Below are 18,346 nucleotides of genomic sequence, written 5' to 3'. Positions count from 1 at the left end.
TCCTGGCCGCAGACTTCTACGCATGAGCGCCGATCCGATCCGCGATCTACTGGCCACGGTGGGCCGCCAGACCATGGACATGCGGCCAGGGTGGCTATCGGCGCCGTTCGGCCACGTGGAAGCGCACGGCGGCGATCTTGAAGCCGTCCAAGCGTGGGTCGAAGAGCGCGGCGGCCACGTGGACAATCCGCGACCACCCGAATGGACCGGCCTACGGCCTGGCCGCGCGGTCGCGCCGGCCGACACGACTGACCATCGGCGCTTCGTCTTCCCGGCCGACGCGTTGGAGTGACCGTGCGATCCGTCCGGGAATGCGCCTAGCCTGGCGAGAAACTCATGATTGCTTCATCGGCCGCCACCGTTCCCGCGCACTACGAACGTCCGTTCATGCGGCCGACCGCGTTCGAGCCGTGGCGACGGCCACTCGCTGTGAGCATGTTGGTTCTTGCTGGCGCCGTCGGTGGCGTGACCCTGGCGCGGCAGGTGTTCGACTCGCCGTCGGTGCCGGTGACGGCCGGCGCGGCGGTTCCCGACGGGCACCTGAGGTTCAGCCCGGAAGTTCCTCCGACCGGCGGCACCGTCGCCACCGGCTACCACGCGGCACCGCCATACGGCCGCGTTGACCCGTCGCCACTGAAGCCGCGCACGCTCACGATCGACATTCGAGCCGCCTGGCCGCAGTGACGCCCACGCCGGTGGTCAAGATCGCGCCGAAACACGATCCCGGCGTCTCGCCTTCACTCCAGATGGGCGGGTCCGTCGGCAAGCTCGGCCGGTGGGCCTTGGAGCCGAGCTAGCTCGCCGGGAACCTCGAAGAGCAATCGAAGGGCCTGCAAGGTGAACTGCATGGTGCCTTCCGCCGCGTCGGCCGGGACGTCCTGACCGGCATGGGCGCCGGTGTTTCGGATGAACCGGACGTACGTCATGGCCGCGCCGAATTCGGTCGTGATTACCCCGTCGTCCAGCATCTTGCGGATGCGGCGCTCCAGGGTCTTGCCTTCAACGCCGCGCGCATCAGCGGCGGCTTCCAAGGTACGTCCGCAGGCGACCACCGTCATTCGATGGGCGGCGACGTCGAAGACCTTCACGGCTTCGGCCCAATCGGCGGCGACGTCGTCAGGAAGGTGCCGAACGCTCCATTCGCCGATGTGCTCGGGCACCATTCGCTGCACGATGTCGTCGCGGTTTGGGTCGAGTTCCAACAACACCGCTCCGCCGCAGGCTGGACATGTAACTGTCAGCCACGCACGCATTTCCCCGTTGGCGTCGGACACCCGCTGCTCACTGGCGAACTCGAACCGCGATTGGGTTCCGCAATGCGGGCAACGCCGCACGTATGCACGGGGCGGAAGCGAAGCCATAGTTTGTGAACCTATCACCGAACATTGAGGTTCGGTTGCGTGGTCCGCGCTCGGGAGGCTCCCACGACGGCAACGTGTGGCTCGTCAACGGCGGTCAGTCGAGTGGTGCCGCGTCGGGAATTTGGACACCCGCCGTGTTGGAAGCGGCGTCCAGAAACTCGGCCCGCGCATCTAAGAACCGTGCGCCCGCGTTGCTCAGAGCTTCCTCCAATTCTTCCTGGGCAGAATTCGGCGCCCTGTCCACCGCTTGCATCGTCTGCAAGAGCGAGTATTGGGCCGCATTCAACGCCTTCACGGCGTCATGATTCCGGCCAAGTCGAACAGCGAGTCGCTCTTTGAGTCGGTCAAGGTCCTTCGTGAGAGTCAGGCTCCGCACGATTTCAGGCGCGGGTTCATCGCCGGTCGCGGCGCCACGCCTACTTCGGAGGACCACCAAGCTCGTGAGCGTATGGTCAACCTCGTGGAGGTTCACCGCCGCCTCGTCGAGCAACGCTCGCAGAAGCTCAAGGTCGGTCATCGCGCGTTCGTGGGCAAGCTGCAGCCGTAGCCGGTCGCGTTCGCCGGCGATTGCGTCACGTTGCCGATGCGACTCGGCGTCGAGTCGTTCGCGTTGCCGTTGCGATTCGGCTTCGCGTGCGCGTGTCGCGGTAAACGCGGTGATCAGCGCCACTAACAAGACGCCGGCGAAGGTGAGGATCGGCGCGGTGTAGTCCGTCTTGGTCGCGCCGTACACGGTTCCGGCGCCGACGACGAACGTACCGGCCGCGATGATCGGCCATTCTCGAAGCGAATCGCGCGTGAACAAAGCCGCTGGAAACTACCCGGCGCGGCCGACGTAATCAGCCGGCCGGGTGGTGGCGCAGGTATGCGGCGGCCAGCACGCATACGTCACCCAACGACAGCCCCGCAACTCGCGCCGCGATGACAGGGTGCGGGCGAACGTACCGGCGCCGCCCTGCCTACCATCCGCGCGCGGATGCTGCTCATCGGGAATCTCTCAGCGGACGATGTCCAGGCCATTGCCGGGAGTGCCAGCGCGTTCCTCGCGGCCGTTGCCGCTGCCGCCGCTTGGGCTACCACCCGGCAAGGGCGACACACAATCGAAGCGGCGGATCGACCCCTTCTCGAACCACAAGTTCTCGCGGACCCCTTGTCCGGCATGCTGGGGCTCTCCGTCATCAACACCGGACGCGGTGTTGCGCGCGGCGCGCGTTACGTCCTGCACGGCGGCGGGCTGTTCGCGGAAGGTGTCCTGGCCGACGGCTTCATCGTCCCGCATCAGCGCGTATCTGTTGGAAGCCTTGTCGGACCCGTTGACACCAGCGCCACACGTGGCGATCTACCGGACCTTGCCGCGATAGTCAGCTATCGAGATGCCGAAGGATTCGCGCACTACCGGACGCACGCGGGCGCCGCGTACACGCCCAAGACACTGATTCGACGGAGGCCAAAATTCCCGGAGGTCGGGCGGGTGTGGAGGAAGCTGTTTCCCGACATCGATTTCGAGCATGCTCGGCTCGTTCAGTCCGGGATGACGACTGAGTGGCCCCCGAAGCCAACTAGCCCCTGACGATCCGACAACGTCGCGCCCGTCGAACTCCCACGGGGAGCGCCGAGCGCCCCGGCATCCCGAAGGGCGCTCCGACAACATCGCCGGCGTCTACGGATGATTGTGCGCGCCGGCGCGGCGGTCCAGTCAGATTCCGTCCGCCGAACCGGTCAAGGTCTGCTGCGTGATTGTTGCGGCTGCGGCGAATTCGGGTGACGTGTCGTGGACCGATTCGGCTTCGGTCTTGCTCGCCGGCGTCGCATTCATCGTGTCGTTCGCTTCGTTGTGGCTTACGTCGTTGCGGCGGGCGAAAGTCGAGGTTGATCGCCTGCACGAGATCGGCGGTCTGCGTCAGGGCGGGACCAACAGCGACGGGATGCCCGCAGGCGCATACGCGGCGGTGTACCTCTTCCTTGCCAACACGGGCGCGACCGGAACCGTCGTCACGCGTTTCGATACGACGGACTTTCACGAAGACAACGCCGGCCGGCGACTGTGGAGCGGTATCGACCGGCTCGACATGCCAATCGGTCGCCCAGTTGCCTTGACACTCGAACGTGACGACGCCCAAACCTTCGAGATCGCCGTGCATCTCGCGTGGAACCCCGATCCGCCCATCCCCGACACGGCTGAATACGCGCGCCGCTTGCGAACGTTGCGAGCGGTCGCGTTCACCCTGCGGTGGGAATGGAGGCGGACGAAGTTCCTGAACCCGCGACGGCGTGAGGTCGCACCCGGCCATCAGGTCGTGGTAGTGGACGCCGATGCGTTCAAACGCGAGACCGTTACGCACTGGCGCGCCAACGGGTTCGATCGCCTCGCCGACATCGTCGAAGGCGTCGAACCGGACGCGTAACTACCCGGGCTCGCGCAGCGCCGGGAACCGTCCCTCGCGGCGCGCCTTCAGCGTCTCTCGGAAAGTCCGACGTATTGGCTCTCCGTATCTCGCAACAGCCCTTCGTCCACCAACGCCTTGAAGAGTCCACGGAGGTTCACACCCGCCGGCGCGGTGTCCACCAATTCGGTCGCTCGCGCCACGACGGCCAACCAGCCCGTTCGCTGAGGTCGGTCGTCGCTTTCGCCCATCCGGCCGGCCACCGCGCCAGGGCGACGCGCGGCCCCAAGACGGCTTTCTGACCGCGTATCAGGCCAGATACCCACGGCCGCGCACGGCGGCTCGAAGTCCAGGCCACGAGACACTTTTCGTCTCAACTTGGACGACCAGTCACCGACGGTGCAACGCGGCTTGCGCGGCATGAGTTTGCCCCCGCGACGCCGCAAACGTCCGGGGGCGTGGCGACGCGGAGACAACCCACGCCGCACGGCCACCGTAGAACGCCCGCAACGGTGCTGAGTCACGGACGCCGGTGTGACTCACGGCGTGACTTGCGGCGCTCGAAACGGGGTTCGCGCCGCGACGCGGAATGGCGACGGGCAAGTGCGCCAAACCGCGCCACAACGCGCCAGCGCGCTACACCTTGGCCCCAACCGGAACTGACTGGCCCAAACCGCTGAGAAACGCGCCCGACAGGATTCGAACCTGTGACCTCGCGCTCCGGAGGCGCGCGCTCTATCCACTGAGCTACGGGCGCTCGGGGTCGCAAGCTTAGCGCTGGCGGAAAGTCGGGCATGGATCGATGCGAAGTCACGTAGGGTTCCGGGTATGCGCCGCTCCGACATCGCCGCCATCGTCGCCTTCGTGGTCGCGGGCGGGATCTTCGGTGCCCCTGCGTGGATCGCGCTCACACTGGTGGGGCTCGCATTGACGCCGCGGCTCGTGTGATCGTCGCGGTCATCTCGGACACGCACCTGCCACGCGGCAGGCGGCGGATTCCCGAGGGGTGCGTCCAGCGGCTGCGCAGCGCGGACGCGATCCTGCACGCCGGGGACTTCAGCGAGCCGAGCGTCCTGCACGAGCTGCAGGCGCTGGGGCCGCCGGTGCATGCCGTGTGCGGGAACGTCGACTCGCGTGAGCTGATCCTCGGGCTCCCGGTCCAGACGACGGTGCAGTTCGGGGACGTCCGGATCGCGATGATCCACGACGCGGGGCCGCGCGACGGACGGCTGGACCGGCTCCGGCGGCGCTTTCCCGACGCGCACGCGGTGGTGTTCGGGCACAGCCACATCCCGCTGCACGAAGAACGGGACGGCTTTCAGATCTTCAACCCCGGCTCGCCGACGGAACGCCGGCGCGAGCCGCGGCACACGATGGGGCTGGCCCGCATCGATGGCACAACGCTGACCTTCGAGTTGATCGCCCTTGACTGACGAGCATCGAAAGCTATCTTTCGAAACATGTCTTTCGACAAGCCGCGGGAGCTTGACGACCCCAAGGCGATGCGGGCGCTCGCGCATCCGGTGCGGCTCGCGCTGCTCGAGGCGCTGGCCGACGCGCAGTCGCTGACCGCCACCGAAGCGGGCGAGCGGGTGGGGGAGAGCCCCGCGAACGCCTCGTTCCACCTCCGGCAGCTCGCCAAGTACGGCTTCGTGGAGGAGGCGCCCGGCGGCACCGGCCGCAAGCGGCCGTGGCGGCTCAAGCACCTGGGCATGCGCTGGACCGACGTCCACGACGACCAGGAGCTCGCGGGTGCGGCCCGCCAGCTCGGCCGGATCACGTTCGACCGCTATCTCGACCGCGCACGCCGCGGGCTGGAGGAGCGCCATGCGCTGCCGCAGGACTGGCGCGCGGTCACGGGCGTCAACCAGATGCGGCTCTACCTCACGCCCGAGGAACTGAAGGCGGTCGACGAGGAGATCGTCGAGATCCTGCTGAACCGGTTCGCCGACCGCCGGACGCCGAGCCCGGAGCAGCCGGCCGAGGCCGAGCGCGTCGAGATCCTCACGTTCGCGTACCGCGTATGAGCCGCGACACGCGCATCTTCCTCACGGGCCAGTCGCTGAGCCTGCTCGGAGACACCGCGCTGTGGCTCGCGCTCGGCCTGTGGGCGAAGGACCTCACAGGCTCGAGCAGCGCCGCGGGTCTGGTGATCCTGTGCATCGTGGCGCCGCAGCTGGCGAGCCCGTTCGCGGGGCTGCTCGTCGACCGCGTCAACCGGCGCCGCCTGCTGCTCGCGGTCAACCCGCTCACCGCGCTCGCGATCCTGCCGCTGCTCGCGGTGCACGACCAAAGCGACGTCTGGATCATCTACGCCGTCGCCACCGCCTACGGCGCCTCCTACGTCGTCCTCGCCGCCGGCCAGTCCGCGCTGCTGCACACGCTCGTCCCGCAGGACCAGCTGGCCAAGGCCAACGCGACGCTCCAGACCGTGAGGGAGTCCCTGCGGCTGATCACCCCGATCGCCGGCGCGGGCCTGTACACGCTCGCGGGTGGCGCGGCGGTCGCGATCCTCGACGCGGCGACGTTCCTGCTCGCGACCGGCGCCCTGCTGGCGCTGAGGACCCGCGAGCCCGACCCCGAGCCGCACGCCGACCCCGGCATCGCCGCCGGCGCACGCCACATCGGCCGCAGCGCTGAGCTCAAGCGCATGGTCATCGGCTGTGCGACCTGCATGCTCGTGATCGGCTTTAGCGAGACGCTGCTGTTCGAGCTCCCGCACCAGCTCGGCAAGCCGGACTCGTTCGTGGGCGTGCTGATGGCCGTGCAGGGCGTCGGGGCGATCGCGGGCGCGCTCACCGCCACCGCCGCGATCACGAGGCACGGCGAGATCAGGGCGGCCGGCTTCGGGATGACGATCTTCGCCGTCGGCGCGCTGCTGATGGCCGACCGGGCGCTGCCGGTCGTCCTCGCCGGCAAGGTGCTCTTCGGCCTCGGCATCCCGTGGGTGGTCGTCGCGATGCTCACGCTGCTCCAGCGCGAGACCCCGCACCACCTCCAGGGCCGCGCGTTCGCCGCCTCCGAGCTCGCGTTGGGCGCGCCGCAGACGTTGTCAATCGCCCTCGGGGCGGCGCTCGTGGCCCTGATCGACTACCGCGTTGTACTGCTGGTCCAAGCCGCGACGGTCGGGCTCGTGGGGCTGAGCTTGCTGAATAGGATGCAGCCGTGGCAGCCCTGGACCGGGATTTCTACGACGAGCTCGTCGCCTCCGACGGAGAGCCGCGACCGCACGCGCGCACGCTCGTCGCGGCGCTGGAGGCGCTCGGCCCCGAAGCGCTGACCGCCGCGGGCCGCCGCCGCGACGCGATCTTCATGCAGCAGGGGATCACGTTCGACGCCGGCGGGCCGGGCGACGGGCCGGTCCGCGACCGGCCGTTCCCGCTCGACCTCGTGCCGCGGATCATCCCCGCCGCCGAGTGGCAGACGATCAAGCGCGGCCTCGCGCAGCGGATCCGCGCGCTGAACCACTTCGTGGACGACGTCTACCACGCGCGCGAGATCATCCACGACGGTCAGGTGCCGTGGGAGCTGGTCGTGTCGAGGCCCGCGTTCGCCCGCGCCGCGCACGGCATCCGCCCGCCGGGCGGCGTCTACTGCCACGTCTCCGGCTGCGACCTCGTCCGCGACTCCGACGGCGCCTGGAAGGTGCTCGAGGACAATGTCCGCACGCCGTCGGGCATCTCCTACGTGCTCGAGAACCGGCGCGCGATGACGCGGCTGCTGCCCGGGCTGTTCGAGCACTACCGGGTCCGGCCCGTGGACCACTACCCGGCGCTGCTGCGCACCGCGCTGGAGGAGGTCGCGCCGACCGGCGGGGAGGAGGAGGCGACCGTCGTCGTCTGGACCCCCGGTCCCTACAACTCCGCCTATTTCGAGCACGCGTTCCTCGCGCGTCAGATGGGGGTCGAGCTCGTCGAGGCCTCCGACCTCGTCGTCCGCGACGCCGTCTGCCACATCCGCACCACCCGCGGCCTGCAGCGCGTCCACGCGATCTACCGGCGGATCGACGACGACTTCATGGACCCGCTCGAGTTCCGCCCCGACAGCGTGCTCGGCGTCCCTGGCCTGATGCGCGCCTACCGGGCCGGCAGCGTCGCGATCGTCAACGCGGTCGGGACGGGCGTCGCCGACGACAAGGCGATCTACCACTACGTCCCGGAGATGATCCGGTACTACCTGGGCGAGGAGCCGATCCTCGAGAACGTCACGACCTACCTGATGTCCGACCGCGAGCAGCGCGACGCGATCCTCGAGCGCCTGCACGAGGTCGTCGTCAAGCCGACGTCGGAGTCCGGCGGCAAGGGCGTCTTCATCGGCCCGACCGCGACCGAGCAGCAGCTGGCCGCCCAGGCGGACGAGATCAAGCGCATGCCGGAGAAGTGGATCGCCCAGGAGCTCGTCCACCTCAGCACCGTCCCCACCGCGGGGCCGGACGGGACGCTCGCGCCGCGCCACGTCGACCTGCGCCCGTTCGCGGTCTTCGGCGAGGACATCCACATCGTCCCGGGCGGGCTGACCCGCGTGGCGCTCCGCGAGGGCTCGATGATCGTCAACTCGTCCCAGGGCGGCGGCTCCAAGGACACGTGGGTGCTCGAGGCGGACGAGTCGGCGCTCCCGGACGCCCCGACGCTGTCGAACTGGCAGCCGCCGCGGATGCCCGGCCTCCCGCTCGGCGGCGCCTGGTCCTCCCAACAACAACAGCAGCAGCAGTAGCCCCGTGCTCGCCCGGATCGCGCACGAGCTCTACTGGATCGGCCGCCAGCTGGCGCGCGCCGAGCACACCTCGCGCATGCTCGACGGCGTCTTCCACGCCGACCTGCAGGGCCGCCCGGACGACCCGGCGGGCGTGCGGCTGAGCTGGGACGCGCTGCTGACGATCGTCTCGGGTGAGCCGCCGGAGACGAGCGCCTCGCGTGACGAGGTCCTGCGCCTGCTCACGCTCGACCCCGAGCACCCGACGAGCGTCCTGAACTGCATCAGCCGCGCGCGCGAGGGCGCCCGCACCGTCCGCGACGTGTTCTCCGGCGAGATGTGGGAGGCGATCAACACCTTCCACCTCGGCCTGCTGCAGCGCAACATCTCCGCGGCCGTCCAGACCGGCCCGTACAGCGTCTATGCGTACGTGCGCGAGCGCTGCGGCCTGTTCTGGGGCGTGACCAGCCGCACGATGCTGCGCGACGAGGCGCACGCGTTCCTACAGGCGGGCGCCGCGATCGAGTCCGCCGACATGGTCCTGCGGATGCTGCGCGTCGCCCTGCCGTCCGACGGCGGCGACAACCACCTCCTGGACGGACAGGCGCTCGCGCTGCTGCAGGCCGTCGGCGGCTTCCAGGCCTACCGCCGCGCGGTCCCCGCGCCGCCCAACGCGCGGCCCGTTGCCCGCTTCCTGCTGTTCGAGCGCGACTATCCGGACTCGGTCTCGTACTCGATCGACGCGCTGCACGCCGCGTTGACCGCCGCCGATCCGTCCTATCGCAGCTCGCCCGCCGTGCTGCGGCTGTCGCGGTTGATGGCCGACCTCGACTTCCGGGCGCGGGCGGGAGAGGCCGACCCCGGCACGCTCGAGCTCGTCCAGCGCGAGCTGATCCAGGTCGATTCCGACATCGCCGGACGGTACTTTGGCAACCCCGCGCAGCCCGCCGCGCGGCCCATAGCCGTATGAACTTCGCCATCCGCTACCTGACCGAGTACCGCTACAGCGGCCCGGTCACGGACAACCTGAACGCGCTGCGGGTCAAGCCGGCGACGATGGCGACCCAGAGCGTCGAGGACTTCGTCGTCCGGGTCGATCCCGAGTCGCGCCTGAACCAGCATCTCGACTACTTCGGGACGACCGTGATCGAGTTCGGGATCTCGCGCCCGCACGAGCACCTGTCGATCGACGTCCGCGCGCGGGTGCGCACCAGCTCGCCGGACGTGCCGGAGGAGACCGACTGGAGCGCGGTCGAGGATCGGGCGTACGATGCCGCGGCGGGCGAGTTCCTGCTGCTCGACGGCTCCGAGCCCGACGTCGTCGCGATCGACGACCTCGTCGGACTGACCCGGGCGGACTCGCCGCTCGGCACCGCGCAGAAGCTCGTCGACGTGATCCCGGACCGCTTCGAGTACCGGGCGGGCGTGACCTACGTCGGCTCGACGGTCGGCGACCTGCTGGCCGCGGGCGCGGGCGTCTGCCAGGACTTCGCCCACCTCGCGCTGCTGCTCCTGCGCCGCCACGGGCTCGGCGCTCGCTACGTCTCGGGCTACCTGTGGGCGCCGTCCAACGGCGACGAGGCCTCCGCGGAGGTCGAGACCCACGCCTGGGTGGAGGCGCTGCTGCCTTCGGAGAGCGGTCTCACCTGGGTCGCGCTCGATCCGACCAACCGCCAGCTCGGCGGCGAGACCCACGTCAAGATCGGCCATGGCCGCCACTACCCGGACGTTCCGCCGATCAAGGGCGTCTATCGCGGCATGGCGGACTCGGAGCTGTCGGCCTCGGTGCGGATGACGCGAAGTGACGTGTCACCCTCCAGAAGCTGAATGGGTGAGCATCTGATCGTCATGCACTCGGCGGTGCGCGCACTGCCGGGCTACAGCCGCCACGAAGCGCCTTCGATCGTCATGGACGGCGTGTCCGTCAACCGCGCCACCGAGCACGGGCGCGCCGTGACGGCGCAACTGGCGGAGCCGCACGACACGCTCGGCGCGGCGGTCCGCGCCGCCATGATCGGCCTCCGCGAGGCCGGCATCCCGCAGAGCATCCGGGGGAACGCGCGCACGGCCGCCGAGGACTACTTCTACTCGCGCCTGGACCTTTCCCCCGAGACGCCGCTGAACCCCCACGCGCCGCTCCCGCCGAGCCTCGAGCCGCTCCCCGACGGCACGTACCGCGCGCTCGAGGGCGTCGTCGAGCTCGTCGTCGACGGCGAGTGGGACGAACTGGCGGAGCTGTCCGCCGGGATGCTGGTGGCGGAGGACCTGCGCCGGCGCGTCGAGGACGAGGTGCCCGAGGCGCTGATGCTGCCGCCGCGCTCGCACTACGGCGTCGAGGCCATCTCGCGTTCGGAGGAGCTCGAAGATGGTGAGGGCTGGACGTTCTTCCTGGACCTGTGGGCCGAGGACGGCCCGGCGCGGCTGCACATCGAGGGCGCGCTCGGGCTGACGGCCGAGGAGCGGTTCCTGGTCGCGCTCGGCGACATCCTCCCCTGACCGGGGGCGTTGAGAAATCTCAGCGCGCGGTACAACTCCGGTGGGTCACAGGGGGGATCCCCGCTCGTCTCAGTTGTGTAGATGGACTCTTTCGACGCGCTCTACGTCCGTTTTCGCGAGCCGGTTCTCGGCTACTTCGCGCGACGGGTCGGAGAGCCGGAGGTCGCCGCCGATCTGATGGCGGAGACCTTCGCCCGGGCGTTGGTGCACTACAAGTCGGCGCCGCCGGATGAGCCGGCGGCGTGGCTGTTCACGATCGCGCGCAACCTGTTGATCGACAGCGCGCGGCGTGGTCAGGTCGAGGCGTCGGCGCGGCGCAAGCTGCACCTCGAGCCACTGGTGCTCGACGACTCCGACATCCAGCGGATCGAAGAGGTCGCCGAGGCCGCCGACCTGGCGGACACGGTCCGGGCGACGCTGTCATCCGCGGACTACGAGGCGCTCCGCGCCCGCGCCGTCGACGAGGAGTCCTATGCCGAGCTCGCGCTGCGTCTGCGCTGCTCGGAGGCGGTCGCGCGCAAGCGCGTCAGCCGCGCGATTGCCCATGTGCGCACTGTGATCGAGGACGGGGATGAGTGACTTTCTAGACCGCTACGGCGAGCAGCTCAAGCAGGCTCGCGAACGCCGGCAACGGCGCGGACTGCGCGGCTTCGCCGGCGCACGGCCGCGGCGCCGGCACCACACGCTGGCCGCCGCGCTCGGCGGCTTCGCGCTCGTCGCCGCGATCCTGACCCTCGCGTTCACCGGCTCCACGACCCGGAGGGCGTCACACGCGCCCGTCGACGTCGCGTCCGCGGTCCCGCCGGAGAACGAGGCGCTCGAGCATGCGAACGGCGCCACGCCGGACGAGTTCTCGGACTTCCGGCTGAGCTCGAACTCCGAGGTCACCCGCGCGCAGGTCGACCAGTACAAGGCGCAGGCGGCGGCGGTGCCGGCGGCAGCGTCCGCGAGCGGGCTGGCGTGGAAGCAGCTCGGCCCGTACAACATCGGCGGGCGCGTCACGGACGTCGTCGCCGACCGCTTCACGCCCAACGCGGCGTTCGCCGCGGTCTCCGGCGGTGGCGTCTGGAAGACGACGGACGGCGGCGCCAACTGGACGTCGATCTGGCCCGACGACTACACCCAGACGATGGGTGCGATCGCCCAGGCCAAGGACGGCACCCTGTGGGCCGGCACCGGCGAGGCCAACCCGCCCGGCGGCGGCCTGACCTACTTCGGCGACGGCGTCTACAAGTCGACCGACAACGGCGGCCACTGGACCAACATGGGCCTGACCCAGAGCGAGTCGATCGGCCGCATCGCCGTCGACCCGAGCAACGCGAACACGATCTTCGTCGCCGCCGCGGGCCACGTCGCCCGCAGCGCCGGCCAGCGCGGCCTGTACCGCTCGACCGACGCCGGCAAGACCTGGACGCTGGTGCTCGCGCCGACGACCTCGACCACCGGCGCGATCGACGTCGCCATCAACCCGAAGAACCCGCAGATCGTCTACGCCGCGATGTGGGACCACAAGCGCACCAACGGCACGCGGACGTACGGCGGCATCGGCTCCGGCCTGTTCCGCTCCAACGACGGCGGCACGACCTGGAAGCGGCTGGACACGATGGGTGCCGGTCAGGCGATCCCGAGCTACGACCAGACGAAGACCGGCCTGACCGCGGACGCGAGCCTCGGCCGCATCGGCGTCGCCGTGGCGCCGAGCAACCCGGACCGCGTCTACGTGGTCTTCGGCGGCCCGTACGGACCGGACAAGGGCTTCTACTACTCCAACAACGGCGGCGACACCTGGTGCACCACGGGCGGGACCGCCGAGTGCCCGACCGTCGCCAACCAGGCGTACGCGCCGAGCGGCGGCTACCAGTGGTGGTTCGGCCGCATCTGGGTCGACCCGGACGACCAGAACCACCTCTTCAACGCCGACGTCAACCTGCGCACGTCGATCAACGGCGGCACGACGTGGACCAACAGCGGCAGCGTGCACTCCGACCAGCACGGCATGGACTGGGACCCGGCCTCGCTGGACGGTAACCCGGCGACGCCGGACAAGGTCTTCCTCGGCAACGACGGCGGCATGTACCGCTCGGACAACAGCGGCGTCAACGGCTCGTGGGTGAAGGCCACCAACCAGCCGTGGAACCAGGCGTACCACCTGTCGGTCTCCCGGCAGGCGGGTCGTCCGAACCGCCTCGTGCAGGGCCTGCAGGACAACGGCAGCGTCCGCTCGTGGACGAACGCCGCGCAGGTCCCGACCGATCCCGAGCTGCGTGACTGGGGTTCCGCGGGCGGCGGCGACGGCCACCAGAACGCGATCGACCCGACCGACGACAACATCTACTACACGTGCTCGCAGTCCTCGGGCGGCGGCACGCACTCCTGCGGGCGCCGCACCGACACCGCGACCACGACGACGACCGCCAACGTCGCGCAGGTCGGCGCGAACGGGACGAACCGCTACACGACGGACGCTCCGATCGTCACCGACCCGAACGTCCCGCCGAAGAACGCCGACGGCACGCAGCCGCCGAACGCGCTCTACATGGGCGGCGCGATGATCGGCCGCTCGCTCAACCGCGGCACGTCGATGACCCCGATCTCGCCGACGCCGCTGCCGCAGGCCAACTACACCGACCCGGACCCGTCGCTGCCCGGGCACGTCCCGGCCAACGAGGTCGACATCGGGCTCTACACGAACCTGTACGGCGCCGTCACGGCGCTGGCGCCGGCCAAGTCGGCGACGCCGGTCCCGTACGCGCAGGTCATCTACGCGGGCACGGACACCGGCAAGGTCTGGAAGACGTCCGACGCGGGCGCGACCTGGGTCCAGATGCAGGGCCTGCCGACGCGCTGGGTGAACTCGGTGATCGCCGACCCGGACGACGCCAACCACGCCTACATCGCGTTCTCGGGCTTCCGCCAGGGCGACGACGCGGCCAACGTGTGGGAGACCCGCGACGGTGGCGCCTCGTGGCAGAACATCTCGCAGAACATGCCCAACGGGCCGATCGAGATGCTCGAGTACGACTCGAAGGGCAACGTGTTGTTCGCCGCCACCGACGTGGGCGTCTTCGACCACAAGGACGGCGACAGCGCCTGGTACAAGATCAGCGTCGGCCTGCCGGACGTCCCGGTGCTCGACGTCAAGCTCTCGAACGACGGCAAGTCGCTCTACGCGGCGACCTTCGGCCGCTCCGTCTGGCAGCTCCCGCTGTCGGTGGACGCGACCGACGGCGGCGGCGCGGGCGGCTCGGTGCCGGCCACGCTGGCGCTCACGGTCGGTCCGTCGGCCTCGTTCGGCGCGTTCACGCCGGGCGTCGACAAGACCTACGACGCGTCGACGACCGCGAACGTGATCTCGACGGCCGGCGACGCGGCGCTCAGCGTCTCTGACCCGTGCTGCATGACCAACGGCGCGTTCGCGCTGCCGGAGCCGCTGCAGGTGGCGTTCTCCAAGGCCGCCTGGACCGCGCCGGTGTCCAACGACTCGGTGACGATCTCGTTCAAGCAGCACATCAGCTCGACGCAGCCGCTGCGTACCGGCAGCTACTCGAAGACGCTGACGTTCACGCTGTCGACGACGAACCCGTGATCGCGGCTTAGACCCCCGCGATCGGGCAAAGGTCGGCCGCATCGTGCTGGAGAGCACGATGCGGCCGACCGCACGCCATCATTGGTGAATGCGTCAGGCGTTCCTCCTGGTCGCGCTGGCGCTGTTGATCGGCGGGTGCGGCGACGACAAGAACAGCGTCCAGATCGTCGTCAGCGCGCCGGTCTCGACCGAGCCGTGGATCGCGTCGTCGATCGAGAAGGGCGCGAAGCTCGCCGTCGACGAGATCAACGGCCGGGGCGGCCTGGAGCTCCAGAACGGGGCGCGACGCCCGCTCAAGCTCGTCGTGCTCGACAACGCCTCCTCGCCCGCGACCGCGCTGGCGAACGCGCGCGAGGCCGTCGACCGCAAGGCGGCGATGCTCCTCACCGACGGCACGGGCGCGACCGCGATCGGGGACCTCACCGACCGCGCCCACATCCCGGCGTTCATCGTCTTCGAGGGCGGCACGTCGCTGGTCGATCCCCAGCGCCACCCGAGCGTCTTCCGGCTCGCCCCGGCGGACGCGATCATGACCCGCCGCCTGGCCGACTACATCGCCAACCAGCGGCCGAAGGTCGCGATGCTCACGGACGACTCGGGCTACTACGGCACGCAGGGCCGGGCCGCCTTGAAGGACGCGTTCGGGGTCGACGAGGTGCAGGTCGTCGACGACCAGGTGATCCCGCGCCGCGCGCAGGACCTCGCGCCGCAGATCCTCCAGGCGCGCAACGCCGGCGCCGACCGCCTGATCGTGTGGGCCTCGGCCGGCAACGTCGCGGCGACGCTCGAGGCCGTCGCGAAGGCCGGGTGGAACGTCCAGGTGATCTCCGGGCAGACCGGGGAGGACCCGCTCGTCCGCCAGCGGCTCGCCGCGCACCCCGACTACCTCAAGCGCCTGCGGTTCGTCTCCAGCCGGATCACGGCCGAGATGGGGCCGAAGCCGTTCGAGGCGTTCCGCGCCCGCTACGAGAAGGCCGAGGGCGTGACCAAGGTCGGCGTCAAGCAGGACGGCAAGGACGTCATCCAGCCGCCGGACTGGCAGATGTACCCCTACGACGCCGTCAACCTCGTCGCCGAGGCGATCAAGGACGCGGGCGCACTCGGCGCTCCGCTGGTTCAAACCCTCAACGACGGCACCAAGATCGTCGGCGCCAACGGCGACCAGCGGGGCTACAACTCCACATACCACGAAGGCGTTTCGCCCCAGGACATGTACTTCGCCCAGTTCGACGGCTTCGTGTTCGTGCCGGTCACCGACGACCCGCTCTCCGGGACGCTCCCTCGGGTCAACCAGCTCGGTTGAGCCTCCTAGACTCGCCTGTCGCTCATGGACCTCTCGCTCTTCTTCGCCGGCACCGCCGGTTCCGTTCCCACGCCGCGCCGCGGGCTGCCCGCGCTGCTGCTGCGGGCCGGGGGAGAGCGGATCCTGTTCGACTGCGGCGAGGGCACGCAGCATCAGCTGCTGCGCTCGAACGTGGGCCTGCCCGACGTCGACGCGATCTTCATCACCCACCTGCACCTCGACCACTGGCTCGGGCTGCCGGGGATGATCAAGACGTTCGAGATGCGCGACCGCGAGCGGCGGCTGGACGTCTTCGGCCCGCCCGGGCTGACCGCGCTCTTCAACCAGGTGCTGCGGCCGATCATCGGGCGCACGAAGTACCCGCTGGACGTGGTCGAGCTCGACCATCACGAGGAGGTCCGCTGGGACGACTTCGTGATCGCCTCCTTCCCGGTCAACCACCGGGTCGAGGCGTACGGCTACGCGTTCATCGAGCACGACCGGCCGGGGCGCTTCGACGTCGAGGCCGCGCGGGCGCTCGGCGTCACCGAGGGTCCGGACTTCGGGCGGCTGCAGCGCGGCGAGACCGTCAACGGCGTCACGCCCGAGCAGGTCGTGGGGGAGGATCGGCCGGGCCGCCGGATCGTGTACACGGGCGACACCGCGCCGGTGCAGTCGGTCGAGGTCTACGCCCACGGCGCGGAGGTACTCGTCCACGAGGCGACGTTCCTCGAGGACGATCGCGTCCGCGCGCGCGAGACCGGGCACTCGACCGCGGCGCAGGCGGCGCGGGTGGCGAAGGAGGCGGGGGTGAAACTGCTCGCGCTCACGCACCTGTCGACGCGCTACTTCCCGCGCGACATCCGCAACGAGGCGCGCGACATCTTCGAGAACACCGTCGTCCCGCGCGACTTCGACACGATCGAGATCCCGTTCCCCGAACGCGGGGACCCGCACCTGGTCAAGGCGGAGCTGCCCGAGCCCGCGACGTCCTGAGGGCCTGCTAGAACCCCTGGGGCAAGGTCCCTTTAACCCGGTCCCGTGAGGCCAGGAAGGAACGCGCTTGTCCGAGTACAAGGTCGTCCTCGACGAGGACGACATCCGCCGCACGCTCGTGCGCATCGCGCACGAGGTGGTCGAGAAGAACAGCGGCCGGCCCGTCGCTCTCGTGGGCATCCACCGCCGCGGCGCCTATCTCGCCACGCGCCTGCACCAGCTCGTCTGCGACCTGCTGGACACCGAGGTCCCGCTCGGGGACATCGACATCGCGTTCTACCGCGACGACATCTCCAAGCGAGCGGTCGATCCCGCGGTGCACGCGACGAATCTCGACTTCCGCCTCGAGGACTACACGGTGGTCCTCGTCGACGACGTGCTCTACACCGGGCGCACGGTGCGGGCCGCGATCGAGGCGCTATTTGACTACGGGAGGGCGGGCCGAGTTCAGCTCGCGGTACTGGTCGATCGCGGCCACCGGGAGCTGCCGATCCGCCCCGACTACGTGGGCAAGAACCTGCCGACGGCGCGCTCGGAGCGCGTCAACGTCCGTGTCCGCGAGATCGACGGCGCCGACGAGGTCACCATCACCGAGCTCGAGGAGGCGTACGCCTGATGCGGCATCTTCTGTCGATCGAGGACCTGGACCGCGCCGCCATCGAGCGCATCCTGGACCGCGCGAAGACGTTCACCGAGGTCTCCGAGCGCGAGATCAAGAAGGTCCCGGCACTGCGCGGCCGCCGCGTCCTGAACCTCTTCTACGAAGCGTCCACGCGCACGCGCAGCTCCTTCGAGCTGGCCGCGAAGTCGCTGAGCGCCGACGTGATCAACCTCTCCGCCGGCGGGTCGAGCGTCGAGAAGGGCGAGTCGCTCAAGGACACGGTGCAGACGCTGAGCGCCTACCGCCCCGACCTGATCGTGATCCGCACGCCGCACGTCGGCGCCGCCGAGCTGGTCGCCGGCTGGACGACCGCGGGCGTCGTCAACGCGGGTGACGGCAAGCACGAGCACCCGACGCAGGCGCTGCTGGACGTGTACACGCTGCGCGAGCGCCTCGGCACCCTCGACGGCCTGAACATCTGGATCGTCGGCGACGTCCTGCACAGCCGGGTCGCCCGCTCGAACATCCACGCCTTCACGAAGATGGGCGCCAAGGTCACCGTCTGCGGCCCGCCGACGCTGATCCCGCGCGGGATCGAGACGCTCTGCGACGTCTCGTACAACCTCGACCGTCTCGGGGAGGCCGACGTCGTCTACGCCCTGCGCATGCAGCACGAGCGGATGACCGACTCCTTCGTGCCGTCGCTGCGCGAGTACGCGACCGTCTACCAGATCAACGGCCGCCGCCTGAGCCCGCGCCAGGTGCTCATGCACCCGGGGCCGGTCAACCGCGGCGTGGAGCTCGCCGCCGAGGTCATCGACTCGCCGCAGGCCGTGATCGGCCAGCAGGTCGAGGCCGGCGTCGTCGTCCGCATGGCCGTCCTCTACGAGCTGCTCGCCGGCCGCAGCGCGCCGCAGCCCGCCATTTCCACTCCGATCCCGGCCTGAG

The 18,346-nt window shown here is 69.9% G+C and carries 19 protein-coding genes and 1 tRNA gene; 17 read left to right on the top strand and 3 right to left on the bottom strand.

Features of this window, described 5'->3' with window-relative positions; genetic code table 11:
- The first annotated feature begins 22 nt into the window (after positions 1-22).
- Positions 23-292: a hypothetical protein gene (locus tag G569_RS62860; protein WP_157592234.1), complete on the top strand. Its 270-nt coding sequence runs from the start codon at positions 23-25 to the stop codon at positions 290-292.
- A 95-nt stretch (positions 293-387) separates the two neighbouring features.
- Complete coding sequence (locus G569_RS0122815; RefSeq protein WP_157592233.1) at positions 388-684, top strand: hypothetical protein; 297 nt, start codon at positions 388-390, stop codon at positions 682-684.
- 53 nt (positions 685-737) lie between these two features.
- Here the strand turns inward: G569_RS0122815 and G569_RS0122810 are convergent, their stop codons facing one another.
- Both G569_RS0122810 and G569_RS0122805 read right to left on the bottom strand, forming a co-directional pair.
- Positions 738-1,208: a DUF4145 domain-containing protein gene (locus tag G569_RS0122810; protein WP_028065132.1), complete on the bottom strand. Its 471-nt coding sequence runs from the start codon at positions 1,206-1,208 to the stop codon at positions 738-740.
- A gap of 247 nt (positions 1,209-1,455) precedes the next feature.
- Positions 1,456-2,166 (bottom strand): hypothetical protein, encoded by a 711-nt coding sequence (locus tag G569_RS0122805; RefSeq protein ID WP_028065131.1) that lies wholly within the window; start codon positions 2,164-2,166, stop codon positions 1,456-1,458.
- A gap of 171 nt (positions 2,167-2,337) precedes the next feature.
- Between G569_RS0122805 and G569_RS62855 the strand changes: the two genes are divergently transcribed.
- A complete protein-coding gene (locus G569_RS62855) occupies positions 2,338-2,931 on the top strand; it encodes a DUF8453 domain-containing protein (protein ID WP_028065130.1) in 594 nt (197 codons plus the stop codon).
- Positions 2,932-3,094: 163 nt separating this feature from the next.
- Positions 3,095-3,766: a hypothetical protein gene (locus G569_RS0122795; protein WP_157592232.1), complete on the top strand. Its 672-nt coding sequence runs from the start codon at positions 3,095-3,097 to the stop codon at positions 3,764-3,766.
- Positions 3,767-4,429: 663 nt separating this feature from the next.
- Here G569_RS0122795 and G569_RS0122790 read toward each other — a convergent pair.
- Positions 4,430-4,502, bottom strand: a tRNA-Arg gene (locus tag G569_RS0122790).
- 187 nt (positions 4,503-4,689) lie between these two features.
- Between G569_RS0122790 and G569_RS0122780 the strand changes: the two genes are divergently transcribed.
- The 13 genes from G569_RS0122780 to G569_RS50760 all read left to right on the top strand — a co-directional run bounded on the left by G569_RS0122780 (position 4,690) and on the right by G569_RS50760 (position 18,345).
- On the top strand, positions 4,690-5,178 hold the full coding sequence (locus G569_RS0122780; protein WP_028065128.1) for a metallophosphoesterase family protein: 489 nt from the start codon (positions 4,690-4,692) through the stop codon (positions 5,176-5,178).
- 27 nt (positions 5,179-5,205) lie between these two features.
- Entirely contained in the window at positions 5,206-5,772 is a 567-nt protein-coding gene (locus G569_RS50790) for a winged helix-turn-helix domain-containing protein (protein ID WP_037498430.1), read from the top strand.
- Positions 5,769-7,025 carry an MFS transporter gene (locus G569_RS61390; RefSeq protein ID WP_084285401.1) on the top strand — a complete coding sequence of 419 codons (1,257 nt, stop codon included), beginning with the start codon at positions 5,769-5,771 and terminating at the stop codon, positions 7,023-7,025. Before G569_RS50790 ends, G569_RS61390 begins: the two co-directional genes overlap by 4 nt.
- Entirely contained in the window at positions 6,911-8,458 is a 1,548-nt protein-coding gene (locus G569_RS50780) for a circularly permuted type 2 ATP-grasp protein (protein ID WP_053226842.1), read from the top strand. The genes G569_RS61390 and G569_RS50780 overlap by 115 nt, the downstream gene beginning before the upstream one ends.
- Positions 8,459-8,462: 4 nt before the next feature.
- Positions 8,463-9,407 (top strand): alpha-E domain-containing protein, encoded by a 945-nt coding sequence (locus G569_RS0122760; protein WP_028065127.1) that lies wholly within the window; start codon positions 8,463-8,465, stop codon positions 9,405-9,407.
- Positions 9,404-10,264 carry a transglutaminase family protein gene (locus G569_RS0122755; protein WP_028065126.1) on the top strand — a complete coding sequence of 287 codons (861 nt, stop codon included), beginning with the start codon at positions 9,404-9,406 and terminating at the stop codon, positions 10,262-10,264. The genes G569_RS0122760 and G569_RS0122755 overlap by 4 nt, the downstream gene beginning before the upstream one ends.
- Positions 10,265-10,933: a DUF7668 domain-containing protein gene (locus G569_RS0122750; protein ID WP_028065125.1), complete on the top strand. Its 669-nt coding sequence runs from the start codon at positions 10,265-10,267 to the stop codon at positions 10,931-10,933.
- Positions 10,934-11,014: 81 nt separating this feature from the next.
- On the top strand, positions 11,015-11,512 hold the full coding sequence (locus tag G569_RS58680; RefSeq protein WP_053226841.1) for an RNA polymerase sigma factor: 498 nt from the start codon (positions 11,015-11,017) through the stop codon (positions 11,510-11,512).
- Positions 11,505-14,519 (top strand): WD40/YVTN/BNR-like repeat-containing protein, encoded by a 3,015-nt coding sequence (locus tag G569_RS50770; RefSeq protein ID WP_053226840.1) that lies wholly within the window; start codon positions 11,505-11,507, stop codon positions 14,517-14,519. Before G569_RS58680 ends, G569_RS50770 begins: the two co-directional genes overlap by 8 nt.
- 88 nt (positions 14,520-14,607) lie before the next feature.
- Entirely contained in the window at positions 14,608-15,822 is a 1,215-nt protein-coding gene (locus G569_RS0122735; protein WP_028065124.1) for an ABC transporter substrate-binding protein, read from the top strand.
- Positions 15,823-15,846: 24 nt separating this feature from the next.
- Positions 15,847-16,797 carry a ribonuclease Z gene (rnz, locus tag G569_RS50765; protein WP_053226839.1) on the top strand — a complete coding sequence of 317 codons (951 nt, stop codon included), beginning with the start codon at positions 15,847-15,849 and terminating at the stop codon, positions 16,795-16,797.
- A gap of 67 nt (positions 16,798-16,864) precedes the next feature.
- Positions 16,865-17,413, top strand: a complete 549-nt coding sequence (pyrR, locus tag G569_RS0122725) for a bifunctional pyr operon transcriptional regulator/uracil phosphoribosyltransferase PyrR (RefSeq protein ID WP_028065123.1) — start codon at positions 16,865-16,867, stop codon at positions 17,411-17,413.
- On the top strand, positions 17,410-18,345 hold the full coding sequence (locus tag G569_RS50760) for an aspartate carbamoyltransferase catalytic subunit (protein ID WP_371683484.1): 936 nt from the start codon (positions 17,410-17,412) through the stop codon (positions 18,343-18,345). The genes pyrR and G569_RS50760 overlap by 4 nt, the downstream gene beginning before the upstream one ends.
- Position 18,346 lies beyond the last annotated feature (1 nt).

The sequence above is a fragment of the Solirubrobacter soli DSM 22325 genome, from assembly GCF_000423665.1.
GTDB lineage: Bacteria > Actinomycetota > Thermoleophilia > Solirubrobacterales > Solirubrobacteraceae > Solirubrobacter > Solirubrobacter soli.
Note: the sequence above shows the minus strand (reverse complement) of the source record. Positions and strands in the feature narration are given on the sequence as shown.

Bases quoted from the DNA above. Each gene is read 5' to 3' on its own strand.
- G569_RS62860 (WP_157592234.1), top strand. From the start codon at position 23: ATGAGCGCCGATCCGATCCGCGATCTACTGGCCACGGTGGGCCGCCAG.
- G569_RS0122815 (WP_157592233.1), top strand. From the start codon at position 388: ATGCGGCCGACCGCGTTCGAGCCGTGGCGACGGCCACTCGCTGTGAGC.
- G569_RS62855 (WP_028065130.1), top strand. From the start codon at position 2,338: ATGCTGCTCATCGGGAATCTCTCAGCGGACGATGTCCAGGCCATTGCC.
- G569_RS50790 (WP_037498430.1), top strand. From the start codon at position 5,206: ATGTCTTTCGACAAGCCGCGGGAGCTTGACGACCCCAAGGCGATGCGG.
- G569_RS61390 (WP_084285401.1), top strand. From the start codon at position 5,769: ATGAGCCGCGACACGCGCATCTTCCTCACGGGCCAGTCGCTGAGCCTG.
- G569_RS0122755 (WP_028065126.1), top strand. From the start codon at position 9,404: ATGAACTTCGCCATCCGCTACCTGACCGAGTACCGCTACAGCGGCCCG.
- G569_RS0122750 (WP_028065125.1), top strand. From the start codon at position 10,265: ATGGGTGAGCATCTGATCGTCATGCACTCGGCGGTGCGCGCACTGCCG.
- G569_RS58680 (WP_053226841.1), top strand. From the start codon at position 11,015: ATGGACTCTTTCGACGCGCTCTACGTCCGTTTTCGCGAGCCGGTTCTC.
- G569_RS50770 (WP_053226840.1), top strand. From the start codon at position 11,505: ATGAGTGACTTTCTAGACCGCTACGGCGAGCAGCTCAAGCAGGCTCGC.
- G569_RS0122735 (WP_028065124.1), top strand. From the start codon at position 14,608: ATGCGTCAGGCGTTCCTCCTGGTCGCGCTGGCGCTGTTGATCGGCGGG.
- rnz (WP_053226839.1), top strand. From the start codon at position 15,847: ATGGACCTCTCGCTCTTCTTCGCCGGCACCGCCGGTTCCGTTCCCACG.